Source organism: Paenibacillus sp. 79R4 (genome assembly GCF_013393165.1).
In the GTDB taxonomy this organism is placed as follows: Bacteria; Bacillota; Bacilli; order Paenibacillales; family Paenibacillaceae; genus Fontibacillus.
This window is the reverse complement of sequence record NZ_QJOT01000025.1, coordinates 18,033-34,470: the sequence shown is the minus strand read 5'-3', so window position 1 is coordinate 34,470 and position 16,438 is coordinate 18,033. Positions and strand designations below refer to the sequence as shown.

Below are 16,438 nucleotides of genomic sequence, written 5' to 3'. Positions count from 1 at the left end.
CGGAGGGTTCTCGGGCAATTTGAAGGGCTATAAGCCTTAAGGAGGTTAGATTCATGGAATTATATTTCATGGGCACAAATGCCGGGGTTCCGTCATTGGAGCGCAATGTAACATCGCTGGCGCTCCGCCTGTTTGATGAACGGCGCAGCTTCTGGTTATTTGATTGCGGAGAGGGGACCCAGCATCAAATACTTCGCTCGCCCCTCAAGCTTAGCAAGTTGGAGAAGATCTTCATTACGCATCTTCATGGTGATCATCTGTTCGGGCTGCCAGGGCTGGTCTCGAGCAGGGCCTATCAGGGAGGAAATACACCGTTGACCCTATATGGTCCGCCGGGGCTAAAGCAATATATAACGACCTCCCTGAATATTAGCGAATCAAGAATCGACTATCGACTTGATATCGTTGAACATGAAGGTGGGACAATCTTTGAGGATGAGACCTTTTGCATCGAGTCCGAACTGCTGGACCACCGGATTGCAAGCTATGGCTATCGGGTCATCGAGAGGGACCTCCCGGGCAAGCTTGATTCTGTAATACTTGCCAGTCACGGGATCAAGCCAGGTCCGCTATATGGCAAGCTGAAACGGGGGGAAAGCGTGGAGGCCCCAGATGGTGTTATCATAACGCCGGATGAAGTGTTGGGCAAACCTAAGCAAGGCAGAATCGTCACGATCCTTGGAGATACGCGCCCTTGTCAGGCTGTGATCCGTCTGTCAGAGGGAGCCGATGTTTTGGTTCATGAATCCACTTTTCTCGATGAATTAGCGCAGACAGCCCATGATTATCATCATAGCACCGCAAAGCAGGCTGCTAAAGCGGCGAAAGCCGCAGGCGCAAAGCAGCTCTATCTTACGCATTTCAGTTCAAGGTATAAATCCGAGGAACAGCTCCACCGTTTGCTTGTTGAAGCGAAGCATACCTTCGCAAATACCGAACTGGCAAGAGAGCATGTGACGTACCCGGTAGCACGAGCTGGTGAGGAAGAACAGGGTGGGAAATAATAGCCTTGATGAATTATTTTCCGGGAAAGCGCAGGATTTGACAGGCGATTGCAAAGTTTGCTAAATCCGGGAAACGGGATAGTTCCACTTCGATTTTGTTCGACGCGGCCAGACGGGATAACACGGTAGTTTGACAGGGGTACATCCCATTTACTGTTTATTTTGACAGCGAATTGTTCGGAAATTTGCTTGTCCTTTTGTTTTCCATGTACAATGATATTTGATACAGAGGAGGGTAAAACGATGAGCAAATTAACAGCCGGCTGGAAGGCTTATCTTATAGATTTAGATGGAACTTTATATCATGGAAACCGTATGATACTTGGAGCGGATCGATTGATATCAGATCTCCAGGCTGCTGATATCCCTTATCTGTTCGTAACGAACAATTCTTCACGGACACCGGCAGAAGTTGCAGCTCATTTACAGCAATTGGGAATCCCTGCCGACGAAGAACATGTATGCACTTCGGCCGTAGCTGCGGCACAGTACGTAGCTGAGCAATACCCGGGTAGTAAAGTAGCCCCGATTGGAGAGAATGGATTGCTGGAGGCTTTGCGTGAGGCGGGAATCACGTGTGATGAGCAGCATCCTGATGTAGTGATTCAGGGAATTGATCGTTCTTTTACATATGAGAAATTAACGAAGGCGGCTCGGACGATCGCGAGCGGTGCGCGTTATGTGCTGACTAATCCCGACCTGCAGTTGCCAGCACAGGATGGACTGATGCCAGGAGCAGGTACTATCGCTGCGGCGATTAAGGCGGCATCGGGTGTCGAACCGATCGTGATCGGCAAGCCGTCGGGAATCTTGATGAAATTCGCAATCGATCGGCTGGGCCTCCGCAATAAAGAGGTCGCAGTCATTGGCGATAATATGCTGACAGATATATCGGCCGGGGTCAATGCTGGCTGCGGTACGATACTGGTGCTGACTGGTGTAACCACAGAGCAAAATCTGGAACAGTATGTTGCCGGAACAGGGATTCAGCCCGATGTGATCTGTGGTGACCTCGATGAGGTTCGCAAGTTGGTGTGCGGAAGGGGCTTTTAAGGGCCAAAGCGAATTCAAGATTCGCTGTCGAGGAGGCCTACCGATTTGACCTTGTAGTCACAAGTGGATTCTCTGAACCACCTCTAAACATAAGAATGAAGGGAAGATGAGCCATGCCGGAACTGCCGGAAATGGAAAATTATAAAGTACAACTATCACAGCATATCTTAGACTTATCGATCACTGCCGTGACGGTTAACCGTGAGAAATCGATTAACGTAGAGGCGGAGGCTTTCCGCTCCGGGCTGCTGGGCAGACAAGTCGTGTTTGTGGAGCGGCGCGGGAAACATCTCTTGTTCCATCTGGACAACGGACGTCGTCTGCTGCTGCATCTGATGCTTGGCGGACTGATGTATCTGGGCTCATCCGAGGATCGTCCGAAGCGGACTACCCAGATAGAGATTACCTTCGGCCCTGACCTTGTGCTATATTTCATGGGATTAAGGCTGGGGTATCTACATATCCTCAGTGCCAAGGAAGCGGAAGAAGCGCTGGCTCATCTGGGACCGGAGCCACTCGGACGGAGAATGAACGAAGAGAAATTTATCAGCCTTCTACAGCATCGTCGCAGCAGTCTGAAGACCGCTTTGGTGAATCAGGATATTATCGCGGGGATCGGTAACTGTTATGCGGATGAAATCGCATTTGCGACTGGACTGCGGCCGTCAGCCAAGCTGCAAAACTTTGATACAGCAGATTTCTCGCGTCTGTACCATGCGATGTGTGAGGTGTTGGTTAAGGCGACTGAAGCCGGAGGTTATATGGAAATGCCCGTATTTAAGGGGGATACCTTGACAGGCGGTTCCAATGATATCTGTGAGGTATACGATCGGGGCGGGGAGACTTGTTCCCGCTGCGGAGATCAGATCGTAAAGACAGAAATGGGCGGGCGTAAAGTGTTCTACAGCCCGGGTTGTCAGCATGATCGATGAGATTAAAGTAGGCGGACATTTCAGCATTCGTTACGGATACTCCGGTGCTGCAAAGACAGCGCTGCAGATGGGAGCAGGGGCTTTTCAGTATTTTCCCAAAAATCCAAGGGGTCTGTCGGTCAAGTCTTTCGATGCACGAGATGCTGAGGCTTGCCGCCAGCTTTGTCTCACAAATCATATTGTGTCCGTGGCCCACACGCCCTACCCGAGCAATTTGGCGGCTGACCCGGGCAACGGAGACGGACTATTTCAAAGGGTGGCGGAATCGCTGCGGAACGATCTGGAGATCGCTGAAGCCTGCGGTTCTATCGGAATAGTAGTTCATTTTGGCACAAATAAGGCTGGAAACCCCTTACAAAATTATCAAAATATTATACAATGTATAAATAAAGTGCTTGCAAATTGGCCAGGCCAGGCCAAGCTGCTCATCGAGAACCAGGCGGGGGACCATGGGGACATGGGAATGACGCTGGAAGAGATGGTTCAGATTCGCAAGCTATGTGATTCTCCCGAGCAGATTGGGTTCTGTCTTGATACCTGTCACGCCTTTGCTGCGGGAATGTGGATGGGGGAGAAAGATGATGAATTTGCGGCTAAGGCTCAGCGGCTTGGATACTGGGAAGCTCTCTCGGTCGTTCATCTGAATGATTCCAGGTACCCGCTTCATTCTCGGAAGGACCGCCATGCCAGAGTCGGGCAAGGATTTATAGGAGAATCAGGTTTCAGACGGTTACTGCAGATGGATGCCATCCGGCATGTACCGTTTATTTTAGAGACCGCTACTGGAGCGGATGGAACGTATAGAGAGGATATGGAGCTGATAAGGCGGTGGGCCGAGAGTTAGTGCTGGAATAACAGCGGAAAGGAAGAATAACGTGATTCATGTATATATGGACGATTTTCGACGATGTCCAAAAGGGTTTACATTAGCTCGCTCGGTGGAGGAGTGCATTGAGCTGCTGCGATTGACTGAAGTTGATATTTTATCGCTGGACCATGATATGGGCCCGGACGAGAAAACAGGTACCGAAGTGGCGGTTGCGATTGCCAGGGAAGGCCTGTATCCCCGTGAAATCTATTTACACACTTCAAGCATGTGCGGTAAGAAGAGCATGTACGAAATTTTATATCAAAATAAACCGGAGCACGTCGTGCTGCATAACTGCCCGATTCCGTTCGAGCGACTGGATGCTATTGCGCGTCAGGAAGAACAGCGTGCTGGAAAGTAAGAGAGGTTGCACAACTTGAATATTCATATAGATAATACAGATGAGGCGCAGACCATCACATCGGCGCGATATGTGTGTACAGCGAATCATGGATTCGCTCCGTATGCACAAGAGGAGCTGCGCAGATTATTTGGTTCGGTTAAGAGTGCTGTACTTGTCCCAGGAGAAGTTCTGCTGGTCACTCTGCCCCAAGAGCCACAACAAATTGAGCGACAGTTTGCTGAGGTGCAGCCGTTATTTTTGCGTCATATGTTTCCGGTAGGCTGGCAATGGATGATGAACGAAGAGAATTCAGACCAAGCCTGGGAAAATGATCTTGTTCAATACCTTTTAGAGGATGAGCGGTTAACAGGAGCAAAGGTCGCTATTCAGCCCCGGAAAGCCGAGAGTGCATTATGGCAGGGGAGTGCGGTGTCGCTCAAAGACATGCTTCAGACGCGATTGGATGAACTTGGAGCTGAGTTTGTGGTGAGGGATGCGGATTGGATCATATCTGTATTCATCAGCAAGGATCAGGTCCTGGCGGGAATCTCAACGCCACAGCAGAATTTATCGGACTGGAATGGCGGAGCGATTCGCTTCCAGCGCGAGGAAGGGCAGATTTCACGGGCGAAGTTCAAGCTGCTGGAAGCAGAAGCGGTTTTCAATATTAACTTTTCAGCTTTTCATGAAGCGCTTGATATCGGGGCAGCTCCAGGGGGCTGGTCTTCGTTCCTGTTGGAGCGAGGTCTCAAGGTAACGGCGGTTGATCCGGCAAAAATGCATCCATCGATATTGGCTTCACCGCAGCTGACTCATATCCGTAAAAATGCAGACAGCGTTAAATTTCGCGATGGAGAGTTCGATTTGCTCGTATGCGACATGAGCTGGAATCCGAAGCAGACCGCCAAAATGGTCATTGATCTGCTGTATGCGCTTGTTCCGGGCGGAACGGCAGTGGTTACTGTCAAGCTGATGAGCAAGAAGCCCATGGCGCTTATTCAGGAAGTGATATCCCTGTTTGAGGCGGCGCAAATGCAAGTCCAGCGTGCTAAACAGCTGTTCCATAATCGTGATGAAATCACTCTGTATATGATTAAATATTAATGCCGTGAATTTTTTGGTGTACGAGTTTACAAGACCGGTTTTTAGCACCGACAAGGTTGAATGAAGCTAGCGCATGAGGAGCGGAGCGTTCGTTTGGGTTCGTGAACACCTGAGGTATTTCCAAAGGATGACATTGCAAGCATCTGCTTAGGTCAGGCTGAATTCAAGATTTGATTTCAAATAAGCTCTCAGTATTACTTTGGGATCAATTTCGGACTTTTTGGACTTTCTGCAAAAAAAGAGTTTGATTTCTCGCAAGTATGTGCTATACTGATTCCAAAATTATACATTAATAACAATAGGGAAAGCATCCCGTTTAGTCTCGGTTAATCTGAGCTGAACGTGATTGCTTTCCCTTTTTGTGTTGCAAAGGAGGTTATTGCTTGCCGCATATGGCGTTGCTTGCTGAAGGAGATGTAATAGCGGGACGATACCGGATCGAGCGTTTGATCGGACAGGGCGGCATGAGCCACGTTTATCTGGCTGCGGATTTGAAGCTTTCAGGGAAGCTTTGGGCAATCAAGGAGATGGCGGCCCATATGCCAAGGGAGCTGCAATTGGAGGAAGAAGCAGCCCTTCTGATCGCGATGAATCACCATCGCCTGCCGCGGATCGTTGACTTCTGGTCCAGTGATTCGGAAGGCCGTTCTTATCTTGTCATGGACTACATCGCTGGGGTTCATCTGGACCAGCATGTGCAGAGGCTGGGCCGAGGCTTCAAGCCGGAAATGCTGATCGGGATTGGAGTGCAGATTTGCGAAGGCTTGCATTATTTGCACAGTCGCAAGCCGCCGATTATTCATCGCGATCTGAAGCCTTCAAATTTGTTGATCGATGGGAAGGGGGAGATCCGCTTTGTAGATTTCGGCATCGCCCGCAAATTTAAGCCCGATGGACTTGAGGATACGATCAAGCTGGGGACGATTGGATTCGCAGCTCCGGAGCAATACGGGGGCCGGCAGAGTGATGGAAGGGCGGACTTGTATTCTTTAGGTGCGATACTGCTATATTTGGGCACTCATTGCAAATATACGGAATGCACGTCAGAGGCCATGACCCTGCTTGCCAAGCGTGGATTTTCTCAGCTTGCTCCTGCGATTGAGAAATTGCTGCACAGCCTCCCGGAAGAGCGTTTCCAGACAGCGCAGGAAGCGGGCGCTGCGTTAAGCAAGCTGCTCGAACGTTCGCAAGCTGGAAGTGCTGGAGTCAGGGGAGGAGTGCGGGTGGGGGGAGCTGGGGCGGCTGCTTCTGGCCGTTCAATTGTAATAGCGGTGATGGGAGCGGGTCCGGGGGTCGGAACGACGCATACAGCGGTTTCACTTGCTCATTCGTTGGCCAGATATTCGAGAAGGGTCGCTGTACTTGAGCTGGACTCCCGGGCAACGGCGTTCGAACGGATTTTTCACAGGCTGGGGGTGGAGGGGGGACATTCCAGACAGCTTCCCCATCGACGCGCTCGGATTGAAGGCGTTGATTATCTAAGGGCCAGCTCGCGGGTTGAGATGCTTGATCTGTTTGCGGAGGACTATACCTATATTATTTGTGATCTGGGTTCCAGCAGGCGCAAGGATCTGCTTGAGGAATTTATCAGGGCGGATTTGGCGATTTTGGTAGGTTCAGCAGTTGCTTGGAGGATAGATGAAATGGAACTGTTCTCCGCCGATGCTTCTGGTCAGATCAAACGATCCCCGGTATACTGCCTTCCGTTTGCGGGGGGACCAGACGTTAACAGGCTGCAGAAATTATTGAATACGAAGCTCGTCTTTGCACTGCCAGCCGTAAGTAATCCATTTGTTCCTGGACAGGCGATGGAGATGGCATTGCTGCAGGCATGCAGTGAAGTGTTGCCTCAAGGCATCCGCCCAGTCAAACGCGGATTCTGGTTGTCGGGCAAGAAGTAATCAAGAGGAGGTGAGAATCTAGTGATTAGGAAACGAACAAGGCAATTGATTTATGCGGGCTTGGTTGGTGCAGGCATCGTCGGGGTTGCCTTCACAGGGTATGCTGTCCATGCTTCCAGCCGATTGGAGCAAATGCGGACATCTCTCATGAAGCAGTATGAGGGTGAGATATCTGCCTTAAAGCAGGCTTCCGGTGACGTTGTCGCCGGCTGGACTTTATTGCGGGAAATCCCGGCTGGCGAACGCATTGCAAGGCAGGATCTGGCGTCGATTGTTCTACCCGTGAACAGCGTTCCGGGCGATTGGTTACATGCCTCCGAAGATATCGTCGGCAAGAGCCCCAAAATTACGGTCGCCCCCAATACGCTGCTTACCGGCTCTTTGTTGTTTGAGGAAGGGGCCGTTGCTGACGATCTTCGTTATCGTGAGATGGGTTTTATTCAGCTGCCGGGTGAACTGAAGCAGAAGGATGTCGTCGATATTCGGATTCAGTTCCCGACCGGACAGGATTACATCCTGCTGTCCAAGAAACGGGTTGAATCGCTCGCTCCAGGCGTAGTGAACTCGATCCTCAATGAGGAGGAGATTCTGCTGTTGTCCAGCGGGATCGTAGATGCTTATTTGCATAAGGCCTCCATTTATGCGCTTAAGTATGTGGAGCCATATTTGCAGCGGGAAGCCATACCGACCTATCCGCCGAGCGACGCCGTGCTTCAGGTGATCCGCAAGGATCCGAACATCATAGATTTGGCGGAACATGCGCTAACAGCTTCGATAAGAGCAGGGTTGGAAGGAGACTTGGCTTCGGTGACGTCGCAGCATGCGGCTGAATTTATCAATCAGAAATCTTCAGCAGCATCTGTTCGTAGCTCACGAGAGGGAAGCGATTCATTTGCGCTTGATGCTGGGAAGGAATAGCCGGTAATCGGGTGAGTTGATGAGATGTCCAGGTTTATTGGGAGGGAATCGGATGAAACGTTGGTTATTTGCCGGTGTGAGTGATAAGCGGGAGCTTATTCTCTACATTTGCAAGCTGCTCACTGCGGCCGGACAGCGTGTGTTGCTTGTAGATCGAACGGCCGGGAGCAAATATCAATATCTTGCCCGTAATAGAGAGGGCACTTTACCACGAATCGAGTTCTGCGGCTTTGATATCACAAATCGAGAGATGCAAGCTTCGGAAGCGGGAGCGGAATTACCGGAAGCCATCTATACTGGGGACGAGAGCTACGACTTTGTACTGTATGATTTTGAGCTGGATCAGCCACAGGCAGGACTCCGCTCACAAGTGGATCAGATCCTATGGGTGACCACCTTTGATTACTATGAGGTGGAACGAAGTGCGGACTGGTTCAGACAGTGGCTTAGCTCGGACCCTGAACTTGCGGGGGTTTTTGTTCATCCTGTTCTGATAAGAACGGTGGAGAGTTACTTAACCGCAAATTACATGATGGGTCTGGCCGAGGATTTGCCGATAGAGTGGAATACAGACGTTGCGTGCATTGCCTGGAGTGAGTTTAATACGGCCATCCATTATGAGAACGGGCATGAGCATAAGCTTCATATCGACAAAATCACCCGCTCTTATAGAAGAGCCCTGATCTCTCTAATCTTACAGCTGACCGGATGGACCAGAAGCGAGGCAAACAGGGCTATGCGCAGTGCAAGAAGGAGGGCCATATGAGCCGAATTGTTGTTTGGGATTACAGTTATAACGGTGCTGCGGATATTGCCGCTGCCATCGCCATTGCTGCTTCGCTCTACCAGAGACGTCGCATACTGATCATTAATGAAGATGAGCCAGGTCAGGGAATAGAGCGTGGCTTTCCGGTCTATGACGAAACAGCCGTTAGAGATGGCTCAGAGATTACAGAAACCGGGACGGAAGCCCTGCTGCGGCTGCTTATGAATCGGCGCCTATCGCGATATAACTTAGCGGATTATACTAGACCGCTGATTAACAGCCGTCTTGACCTCATTCCCGGTACAAGGGGAGGGCTGGGCAAGCAGACAGCCGCTGTGCTGCAGCAGTTATATGGGGCTGCAGAGGAGGTGTATGAACTTGTGTTCCTGCATCGCAGCAGCATAACACTGCCTGTTGCCGAAACGGAGGCGGCGCTGCTGTTGCCTGTGCTGCAGCAGAATCGAACCGAACTGGATCCGTTTTTTGCATATTACCGTTCTTGCTCTGAGGCAGCGAAGAACAAGGTAAAAGGTATCATTCTCCGCCATTACGATCGTCAGGCCAAATGGAATATTGCAAATATCAAACGGTATTACGGCTGTGAAATTCCGCTGTACGGCATCGCTTATGATACCGGGTTCGCAGATGCTTGGAATGAGCATGACCTGCTCCGGTATTTCCGCCGGATACAGCTGCTTGGCCGAATGAGGGCAAGGCGCGGGACCCTGCTGGAAGCTTTTCAGCAGATTGGTGGCGCAATGGCCGCTGCGTCAGACACATATATGCCCCTGATATCCTTATCTGACGACAAGGGGGCCTAGCCATGGATCGACTTGCGAACGGAATTGGAATAGGCTTGATCATGCTGCTTGCGCTCCTGCTTGTCTGGCTTAAGGCCAGGGCGGTATCTGAACAAACCTTTGCGAGCCGGGTAACCCATGAACGCTATAGCATGCCCGATCTTATTGCTTATGTGAAGTTTCAACTGCATGAATTAAGCCGCAACAAGATTAATCAGTGGGGGATGGGTGAGGAGGCTTGGCTCCGTAAAGTAAAAGCGAGAACAGAGTTGCGCCAAGCGTTGCGGGGGTGTACTTATGGGGACCGTAGCGACAAGCGATTCGTTCAAACCTATATCCGCGATTTGCTGCTTGAAGGATACGGGGTTACGGAGGAGAGCATTGAGCAAATTATTCCTTTTCAACAGCCCGTCAGGCTGACTCATCAGGATCGGTTCGAGATCATTTTCTATCTTTATCGCCAAAGATACGGTGACGATGCGCTGTCGGTGCTGATTGAGCAATATGAACTCGACGAACCGAAGCGGATGAATGAAGAAGAGAAGGGATATATGTACGAAATCAGCGTCGAGGAAATGGATTACTGCTTCGGCAGGGAATACCGACAGCTTAGCTTTGAAGAGAAGCTGGATCTCGTTGTTCAGCGGGTCTATCAGTCGTATAAAGGTTTTTCTGTTATCGACAGTATACTAGAGCAGCGAATTGATGGAGTAAGCGGCGGAGTAAGTGGAATATCCGAATCGGTTCAGTGGGGTTGTGAACAGGATGAAGTAAACGGAGCCGGAATTGGGACGGTTCCCGGTGTTCCATTGGACGAAGATGGGCGGGAAGTCTCCCGGGTATGGGAGAGCGTGTGGATCTTTTATAAAGGCAAGAGCATCAGGCTTCCTTTCTTATCCTTCGGCAGCGAGTTTGAGCTCAGGAGGATCTGCCAAAATATATATAAATACAATTTGCCGGGTCAATTGTCGGAGGCCAGCGGATTTAAAGTGAATGATATGAAGGATGGTTCCCGGGTTGTCGTGGTCCGGCCTCCGTTTGCAGAGACATGGGCTTTCTTCGTCCGTAAATTCGATACCCAAGGAGCGGCGCTCGAGCAATTAATACAGGGCTATGGTGCAGATATACCTATTCAGCTTCTGAAATATTTAATGAAGGGGAGTCGAATTACTTCAATTACGGGATCACAGGGCTCAGGCAAAACGACGCTGTTAATGGCGCTGGTTAAACACATTTATGCGTCTTACACACTGCGGGTCCAGGAAATGTCCTTCGAGTTGAATCTGCGAAAGCTGTATAGCGCCCGAAATATACTCAGCTTCCGGGAGACCGAATATGTAAGCGGACAGGCTGGCCTCGACTTGCAGAAGAAGACGGACGGGACGGTGCATATTCTTGGCGAAGTCGCATCGGATGAGGTTGCATCCTGGATGATTCAAATGGCACAGGTAGCCAGTCTTTTTACCGTGTTCACGCATCATGCCAAGACCTTCGCTGACCTGATCGATTCATTAAGGAACTCATTGTTGAAGACAGGAGTCTTTCGGGATGAACGGGTTGCCGAACTACAGGTCGCCGGGGTTATCGACTTTGACATCCATTTGCGCAGAGATATTCATGGCCATCGCTATATTGAAAGAATTACTGAGTGCAGCCGCCGGAGTGACGGCGGGGCTGATATAGATACCGGGGAGCGAACCTATCAGGCGAGGACGATAGTTGAATATATCGATGGCGGATACCGCGCTGTTCAACCGATTACAGATCGTTGCCGTAATGAAATGCAGCGTGAAATGATGCCGGAAGACGCCCGCCGCTTCGAGCAATTTCTGTCTCAGTATTGGGGGGAGCAGATTGGAGCTTAAATCGGTCTTGTTGTGGGTCGCGTTTATATCATTTCTATTATTTGGCGGCATCTATTTGATCGCTTTTGAGATTCGCAGGCGTGAGGAGAAGAAGGCAGGAGAGCTCGGAGTGAAAGCGGCTGCGCCGTCAGGGTTCTTAAGCGGATTGAAGACAGTTGTGGCGACTTTGCTGTTGCGATCCTATGCCATATCGATGAAAATACCGCCTTTGCGGTTATATGTGCTTAAGGTTCGCGGCCGTATTTCATTGCTGCAGACGTCGGATGAATTTGAATTAAGGCGGCAGGTGATGAAGCTCGTATATTTGCTGCTGGGTATATCCGGGACGGGAATTATCGCTTTGACTCTGATGCATCCGAACATGTTGTTCTTCCTCACTGTCATCATTACCGTTGCCGTTATTCATGGGCTGATGCTTGAAGCTTATGTAGCAAGGCTGGAAAAGAAGCTGCTGCTGCAAATGCTGCGGTGGTTCACTGCGGTTAGACATGCCTACCATGCTCATGAAATGGTAGCGGATGCGATCGATGAAGCGAATGATAGCTTGAGTGAGGAAATCGTCAGACATGGGGAACGGATTTATGAAGCTCTGACTTCGGCTGAACCGGATAAAGAGCTTGACCGTTATTATGAGACGGCGCCGACTCGCTTCCTGAAAGGATTTGCTTCGATCTCCCGGCTGATCATGGAATACGGAGACCGCAAGGATGCACAGCAGGGATCGCTTTATTTGCGCGGGATTTCCAGCCTGACCGGGGAGATTCAACTAGAGCTGATGCGTCGGAGCAAGCTTGATTATTTACTAAAAGGGCTCAGCCTGATTGCATTAGCTCCTATATTCTTCACGAAGCCCATTGAGCTTTGGGCACGGCGGAACTTTCCCCTGATGGACCAGTTTTATTTGAGCAAGCTCGGCATCTCTATTCATATCGGTCTATTCATTATTATACTGCTGAGCTATATCCTTCTGCAGAAATTAAAAAGCGAGGAAGCTACAGCCTATCGCGCCGGCTCGGATGTTTCCTCCTGGGAGGCGAAGGCTTATCGCTGGAAGATAGCAAGAATGATCGTAAGCTGGTTCTGTCCGCCACCTGGCTCAGTGCGTTATGACCGCATCGCCGATTTGCTTAAGGATACGAATCAGACTCTGCGCGTTGAATTGCTGCAGGTTAGGCGAACTGCTATTTTTGTTGGATGTCTGCTCGTTATAGGCTGTTCGATTAGCTGGACGCATTGGAAGAGCCGGGAATGGATTATCGCTGAGCCGCCGACAAGCTACGTATTTCTCGGCTCCCTCTCGAAAGAAGAAGCGAAGGATGCCAGAGAGATGGCCGAGTTGGATCGGCAGGTGCTGCGGAGTCCAGGAATGTCTGTGGCAGCGAATGATGAAGCAATCGCTCAAATCGTGACTTCGGCAGCAAAGGAGCTCGGTTTGAAGCTGGATGAAGGCAAGACGATTGCGATTGCGCAGCGCATTATGGACAAGCTGGCTCGCTATCAGGCTGAATATTGGAAGTGGTGGGAGGTCATGCTTGCCTTCATATTACCTTTGCTCGGATATTACAGTCCGATCTGGACGCTTCGATTCCAGCGCAGATTAAGGCTGACAGATATGAGACATGAGGTGTATCAGTTCCAGACGATGATTATGATCTTAAGAGAGTTCGAACGGATCTCGGTGGAAGCAATATTGGAATGGCTATACAGCTATGCCCTTATTTTTAGAGCTCCGATCGAGAAATGCCTGGCTCATTACAGTGCAGGAGCTCAGGAGGCTCTTCTGGGATTAAAGGATGAGACCGCCTTGGAAGAGTTCCAGCGTTTAATCGAGCACTTGATTCAGGCGGAGGAGAAAATACCGGTTCGAAAAGCGTTTGATGATCTACAGAGCGAGATGGGCTTTCAGTTTGAGCGAAGACGGCTGGAATATGAAAAGGATTTGGATAGGAAGGCCGAAATGGGCCGGATGATCGGTTTTGCACCGATGTACTCACTGATTTTTGCTTATTTGGTCGTTCCACTCATTTGGATGAGCTTCAAGCAGATGGATGTCTACTTTCAACAAATTCAAAATTTATGAAGCTAGTTCGAAAAGTCCGCCCGCTCTATTCATGGATGGGCGACCGCCGACCGCCGGCCGCGATTCTAAGGCAGGTTTTCTATCGATATGGGAATTGGCTGATAACGTATAAATTCTATATCTAACATGAAGCAAATCAAGAAGTAATTCGGCATCGGATCTTGAATTCATTTGGTCCTAAGCAAAATGTTTCCGAAGTCGTTCTGGAAACATCTCAAGTGCTTACCGAACCAACTACAAGCCTTTGCTTCCGAAGACGGGTTCTGCGAAAACGTGCAGCTCTGCTTCTCAGACTCTGGCGTCACCCAACCTTCCCGGTGCTGAAAATCGCACTTTTGTAACGATATCTATAACTTATTAGGAGGAATAAAAGTATGAATAACGCTTCATCCGCATTAAAGGTAGCGGCAGGAATCTTCCTGACGATTGCATTAATTACAATAGTTGTTGTCTTGTTCGTCTCGGCGCAAGAGGCGACAAAGACGGCGCAGAACAATTTCTCCGACATTCAGACTGAGCTGTCTCAGGCCTCTTTTACAGTGTACGATGATACAACGGTTAGCGGTTCACAGGTTACGAATGCGCTTCGTAAATTTAAGGAACGCGACCAATTTGGAATTCAGGTGCTTACCGGCAAGAACCACCAAGGGGAATGGTACGGCCATACTCTGAATATTATCGGCAACGCAGATGATTATGGTTCTGTCATCAATAGGAGCAATGCAGACATTAGCAACTCGTGGAATGAGAAATTAAATGAATATGTGAACCCAAGCGGTAAATTCAAGGCCCGGGTTGTCAAGGATCAATCCAATGTTGTGCGCGGCTTGATCTTTACGCAGACGACAGTAACCCCTTAATGTTCCGTACGCTCAAAGATATGATGTGGCTGCTCTGTTCCACTGTAATTTGCATAGCCGCGCTTATATATACTTTGGATCACAGCGAGCAACAAGCCCTGGTATTGGAAGGGGTGGTTCCCTTTATACAGAATCAGAAGGTCAGTGTAAATACACAGACCTGGACGGATCAAACGCAACGAAAGCAAAACATATACACTGGAGCACAGATTTTATATGGTTTGGCAGATTGGCTGGATGATGGACTAGGTCTTCAGGTCGAAGGAACCTCCATATCAAGAACGGATGATATTTTACTGCTGACTGTCATCAAGCAGGATCACAGTTATTACTGTGATGCCGAATATGATGAACTGGGCCAACTACGTAATCTTTCTTTTCAATGTGTTCCAGGAGGCGTTGCTCCGTGAGTAATCCACTGTCCAAAATAGTCGCGGCGTTGCTTGCAGTTGCCCTTATTGTACTTTTCCCGGCCGTTCAGGCTGCCGAGCGTGCAGAAAATATGGCAGTACTGACCGCTTACAATGCGATGGTTCAGTTTACAGATGCTGTGCGAAATAAAGGTTACTTGTCCGCCGTCATGTACGAAGACTTCGTGCGTGAGTTGGCTGTCTCCGGTCAGGTCTATGAGGTGGAGCTGGAGCACAAACATAAGAAATATCATCCTGAATATGATGACCCAGCGGATGGGGATACGTTCCAGGAACAATTCAGTGTAATCTATGATTCATACTATACGGAAGAACTGCTTGGTCGGTTATTTCCTGACTCAGGGGCAATGGATGAGACCGACAGGCTGTACAAGCTGGAAACAGGCGATTTCTTCTCGGTTGCTCTGACGAAGCGGTCGAAATCCCCATACCAGGTGCTGGTCGGATTCCTGCTGACCTCTTCCGCAGCTGGCAAAGGTGCGCAGAGGCTATATTATGGAGGGATGGTTCTGAATGAAGATTACTGATTGGGCCATCATCTTCGTGCTCATCGTTGGTCCATTTCTTGAGGCTTTATCTCTAAATTCCATGGATTTGCAGGAGGTCAACCGCCTGCAGCTCCGCTATACCACTGCGCTTCGCACGGCGGTACAGGATGCGGGAAGCGTGTTGAACCGTAATGAGCTGCAGCAATTCGAGGTGGGCTACAGTTCGGATAAGTATATGCGGACGGATAAAGAACTGGCCTTGTCCGTCCTTCTACAGTCGCTTGCAATCAATTTTGGCATAGCAGACGATTCGCTGGTTCAGGCCGCATTAATGAAATATATTCCCGCGGTCGTAGTCATCGATTATGATGGCTATTGGATTTATGCGCTGGATGAATTCAGCAGTGCAAATGGAGAGCCCAGGCTGGAACATCGCTGGCACCCGAAGAGGCCCTATGTATACACGGATAGCGCTGGGAACAGCGCCGCGTTTAGCTTGGATTCTTATATTCGGGTTATTTCTTCCACTACTGGCGAGGAGATGCGGGGATGGTTGGAAGATCTTGCTCCTGCAACTGCGATTCCGCTACTGCAGGATGCGGAAGTATTCGAGCAAGTAAGACGTTCCACCATCGTACGTCAGATCGAAGAGGATTTGCAGCAAGTGATCGCTGAGCATAATGAATTTACCGCCAGATTAGGCTTTACCTACACCTTTACGCTGCCGACAATCCCCAAGGAGGAATGGAATAATACATTGGACGATGTCGGAGTTATTGCTTTTCTGCAGGGGATTCCTATAGGGAATCATTACTATAATAACTTTGCCCTTGGCGGCGGCAGGCTGCGAAAAACGGAAAGGCTTGAAGGCGGAGTCGATCCAACAACGGGGATCAAATATTATTATTTCGCAAAGTGTGAGCTTCCCTACAATACTGAAGAGGTGTTTGCCCGCAAACAGGAAGCGGCTGCACGAGGTTATTATGAAGCGATTTGCAGGCGATAATAGAACAGGCGCCACTCGG

16 protein-coding genes are annotated in these 16,438 nt (G+C 49.7%); all 16 read left to right on the top strand.

Annotation, left to right across the window (positions count from 1 at the left end; genetic code table 11):
* Window positions 1–53 precede the first annotated feature (53 nt).
* The 16 genes from rnz (at window position 54) to DMN77_RS22480 (ending at window position 16,419) form a co-directional block, all read left to right on the top strand.
* Window positions 54–1,004: a ribonuclease Z gene (rnz, locus tag DMN77_RS22555; RefSeq protein ID WP_068781573.1), complete on the top strand. Its 951-nt coding sequence runs from the start codon at window positions 54–56 to the stop codon at window positions 1,002–1,004.
* A gap of 243 nt (window positions 1,005–1,247) precedes the next feature.
* Window positions 1,248–2,057 (top strand): TIGR01457 family HAD-type hydrolase, encoded by an 810-nt coding sequence (locus tag DMN77_RS22550; RefSeq protein WP_068781572.1) that lies wholly within the window; start codon window positions 1,248–1,250, stop codon window positions 2,055–2,057.
* Window positions 2,058–2,170: 113 nt separating this feature from the next.
* Window positions 2,171–2,989, top strand: a complete 819-nt coding sequence (locus DMN77_RS22545) for an Fpg/Nei family DNA glycosylase (RefSeq protein WP_179016357.1) — start codon at window positions 2,171–2,173, stop codon at window positions 2,987–2,989.
* Window positions 2,979–3,833 (top strand): deoxyribonuclease IV, encoded by an 855-nt coding sequence (locus tag DMN77_RS22540; RefSeq protein ID WP_068781570.1) that lies wholly within the window; start codon window positions 2,979–2,981, stop codon window positions 3,831–3,833. Before DMN77_RS22545 ends, DMN77_RS22540 begins: the two co-directional genes overlap by 11 nt.
* 31 nt (window positions 3,834–3,864) lie before the next feature.
* A complete protein-coding gene (locus DMN77_RS22535) occupies window positions 3,865–4,218 on the top strand; it encodes a cyclic-phosphate processing receiver domain-containing protein (protein ID WP_068781569.1) in 354 nt (117 codons plus the stop codon).
* 15 nt (window positions 4,219–4,233) lie between these two features.
* On the top strand, window positions 4,234–5,304 hold the full coding sequence (locus DMN77_RS22530; RefSeq protein ID WP_218653098.1) for an SAM-dependent methyltransferase: 1,071 nt from the start codon (window positions 4,234–4,236) through the stop codon (window positions 5,302–5,304).
* A 392-nt stretch (window positions 5,305–5,696) separates the two neighbouring features.
* Window positions 5,697–7,205 carry a serine/threonine protein kinase gene (locus DMN77_RS22525; RefSeq protein WP_256872552.1) on the top strand — a complete coding sequence of 503 codons (1,509 nt, stop codon included), beginning with the start codon at window positions 5,697–5,699 and terminating at the stop codon, window positions 7,203–7,205.
* A gap of 21 nt (window positions 7,206–7,226) precedes the next feature.
* A complete protein-coding gene (locus DMN77_RS22520) occupies window positions 7,227–8,123 on the top strand; it encodes an SAF domain-containing protein (RefSeq protein ID WP_068781567.1) in 897 nt (298 codons plus the stop codon).
* Window positions 8,124–8,175: 52 nt separating this feature from the next.
* Window positions 8,176–8,889, top strand: coding sequence for a hypothetical protein (locus DMN77_RS22515; protein ID WP_068781566.1), 714 nt, complete (start codon window positions 8,176–8,178; stop codon window positions 8,887–8,889).
* Entirely contained in the window at window positions 8,886–9,710 is an 825-nt protein-coding gene (locus tag DMN77_RS22510; protein ID WP_068781565.1) for a hypothetical protein, read from the top strand. Before DMN77_RS22515 ends, DMN77_RS22510 begins: the two co-directional genes overlap by 4 nt.
* Before the next feature lie 2 nt (window positions 9,711–9,712).
* On the top strand, window positions 9,713–11,554 hold the full coding sequence (locus DMN77_RS22505; protein WP_179016355.1) for an ATPase, T2SS/T4P/T4SS family: 1,842 nt from the start codon (window positions 9,713–9,715) through the stop codon (window positions 11,552–11,554).
* Window positions 11,544–13,634 (top strand): hypothetical protein, encoded by a 2,091-nt coding sequence (locus tag DMN77_RS22500; protein WP_179016354.1) that lies wholly within the window; start codon window positions 11,544–11,546, stop codon window positions 13,632–13,634. Before DMN77_RS22505 ends, DMN77_RS22500 begins: the two co-directional genes overlap by 11 nt.
* Window positions 13,635–14,008: 374 nt before the next feature.
* Window positions 14,009–14,494 (top strand): ABC transporter permease, encoded by a 486-nt coding sequence (locus DMN77_RS22495; protein WP_068781562.1) that lies wholly within the window; start codon window positions 14,009–14,011, stop codon window positions 14,492–14,494.
* Entirely contained in the window at window positions 14,494–14,904 is a 411-nt protein-coding gene (locus DMN77_RS22490) for a hypothetical protein (RefSeq protein ID WP_179016353.1), read from the top strand. Before DMN77_RS22495 ends, DMN77_RS22490 begins: the two co-directional genes overlap by 1 nt.
* Window positions 14,901–15,452, top strand: a complete 552-nt coding sequence (locus DMN77_RS22485) for a DUF2059 domain-containing protein (protein WP_179016352.1) — start codon at window positions 14,901–14,903, stop codon at window positions 15,450–15,452. Before DMN77_RS22490 ends, DMN77_RS22485 begins: the two co-directional genes overlap by 4 nt.
* Window positions 15,439–16,419, top strand: a complete 981-nt coding sequence (locus DMN77_RS22480) for a hypothetical protein (RefSeq protein WP_179016351.1) — start codon at window positions 15,439–15,441, stop codon at window positions 16,417–16,419. The genes DMN77_RS22485 and DMN77_RS22480 overlap by 14 nt, the downstream gene beginning before the upstream one ends.
* Window positions 16,420–16,438 lie beyond the last annotated feature (19 nt).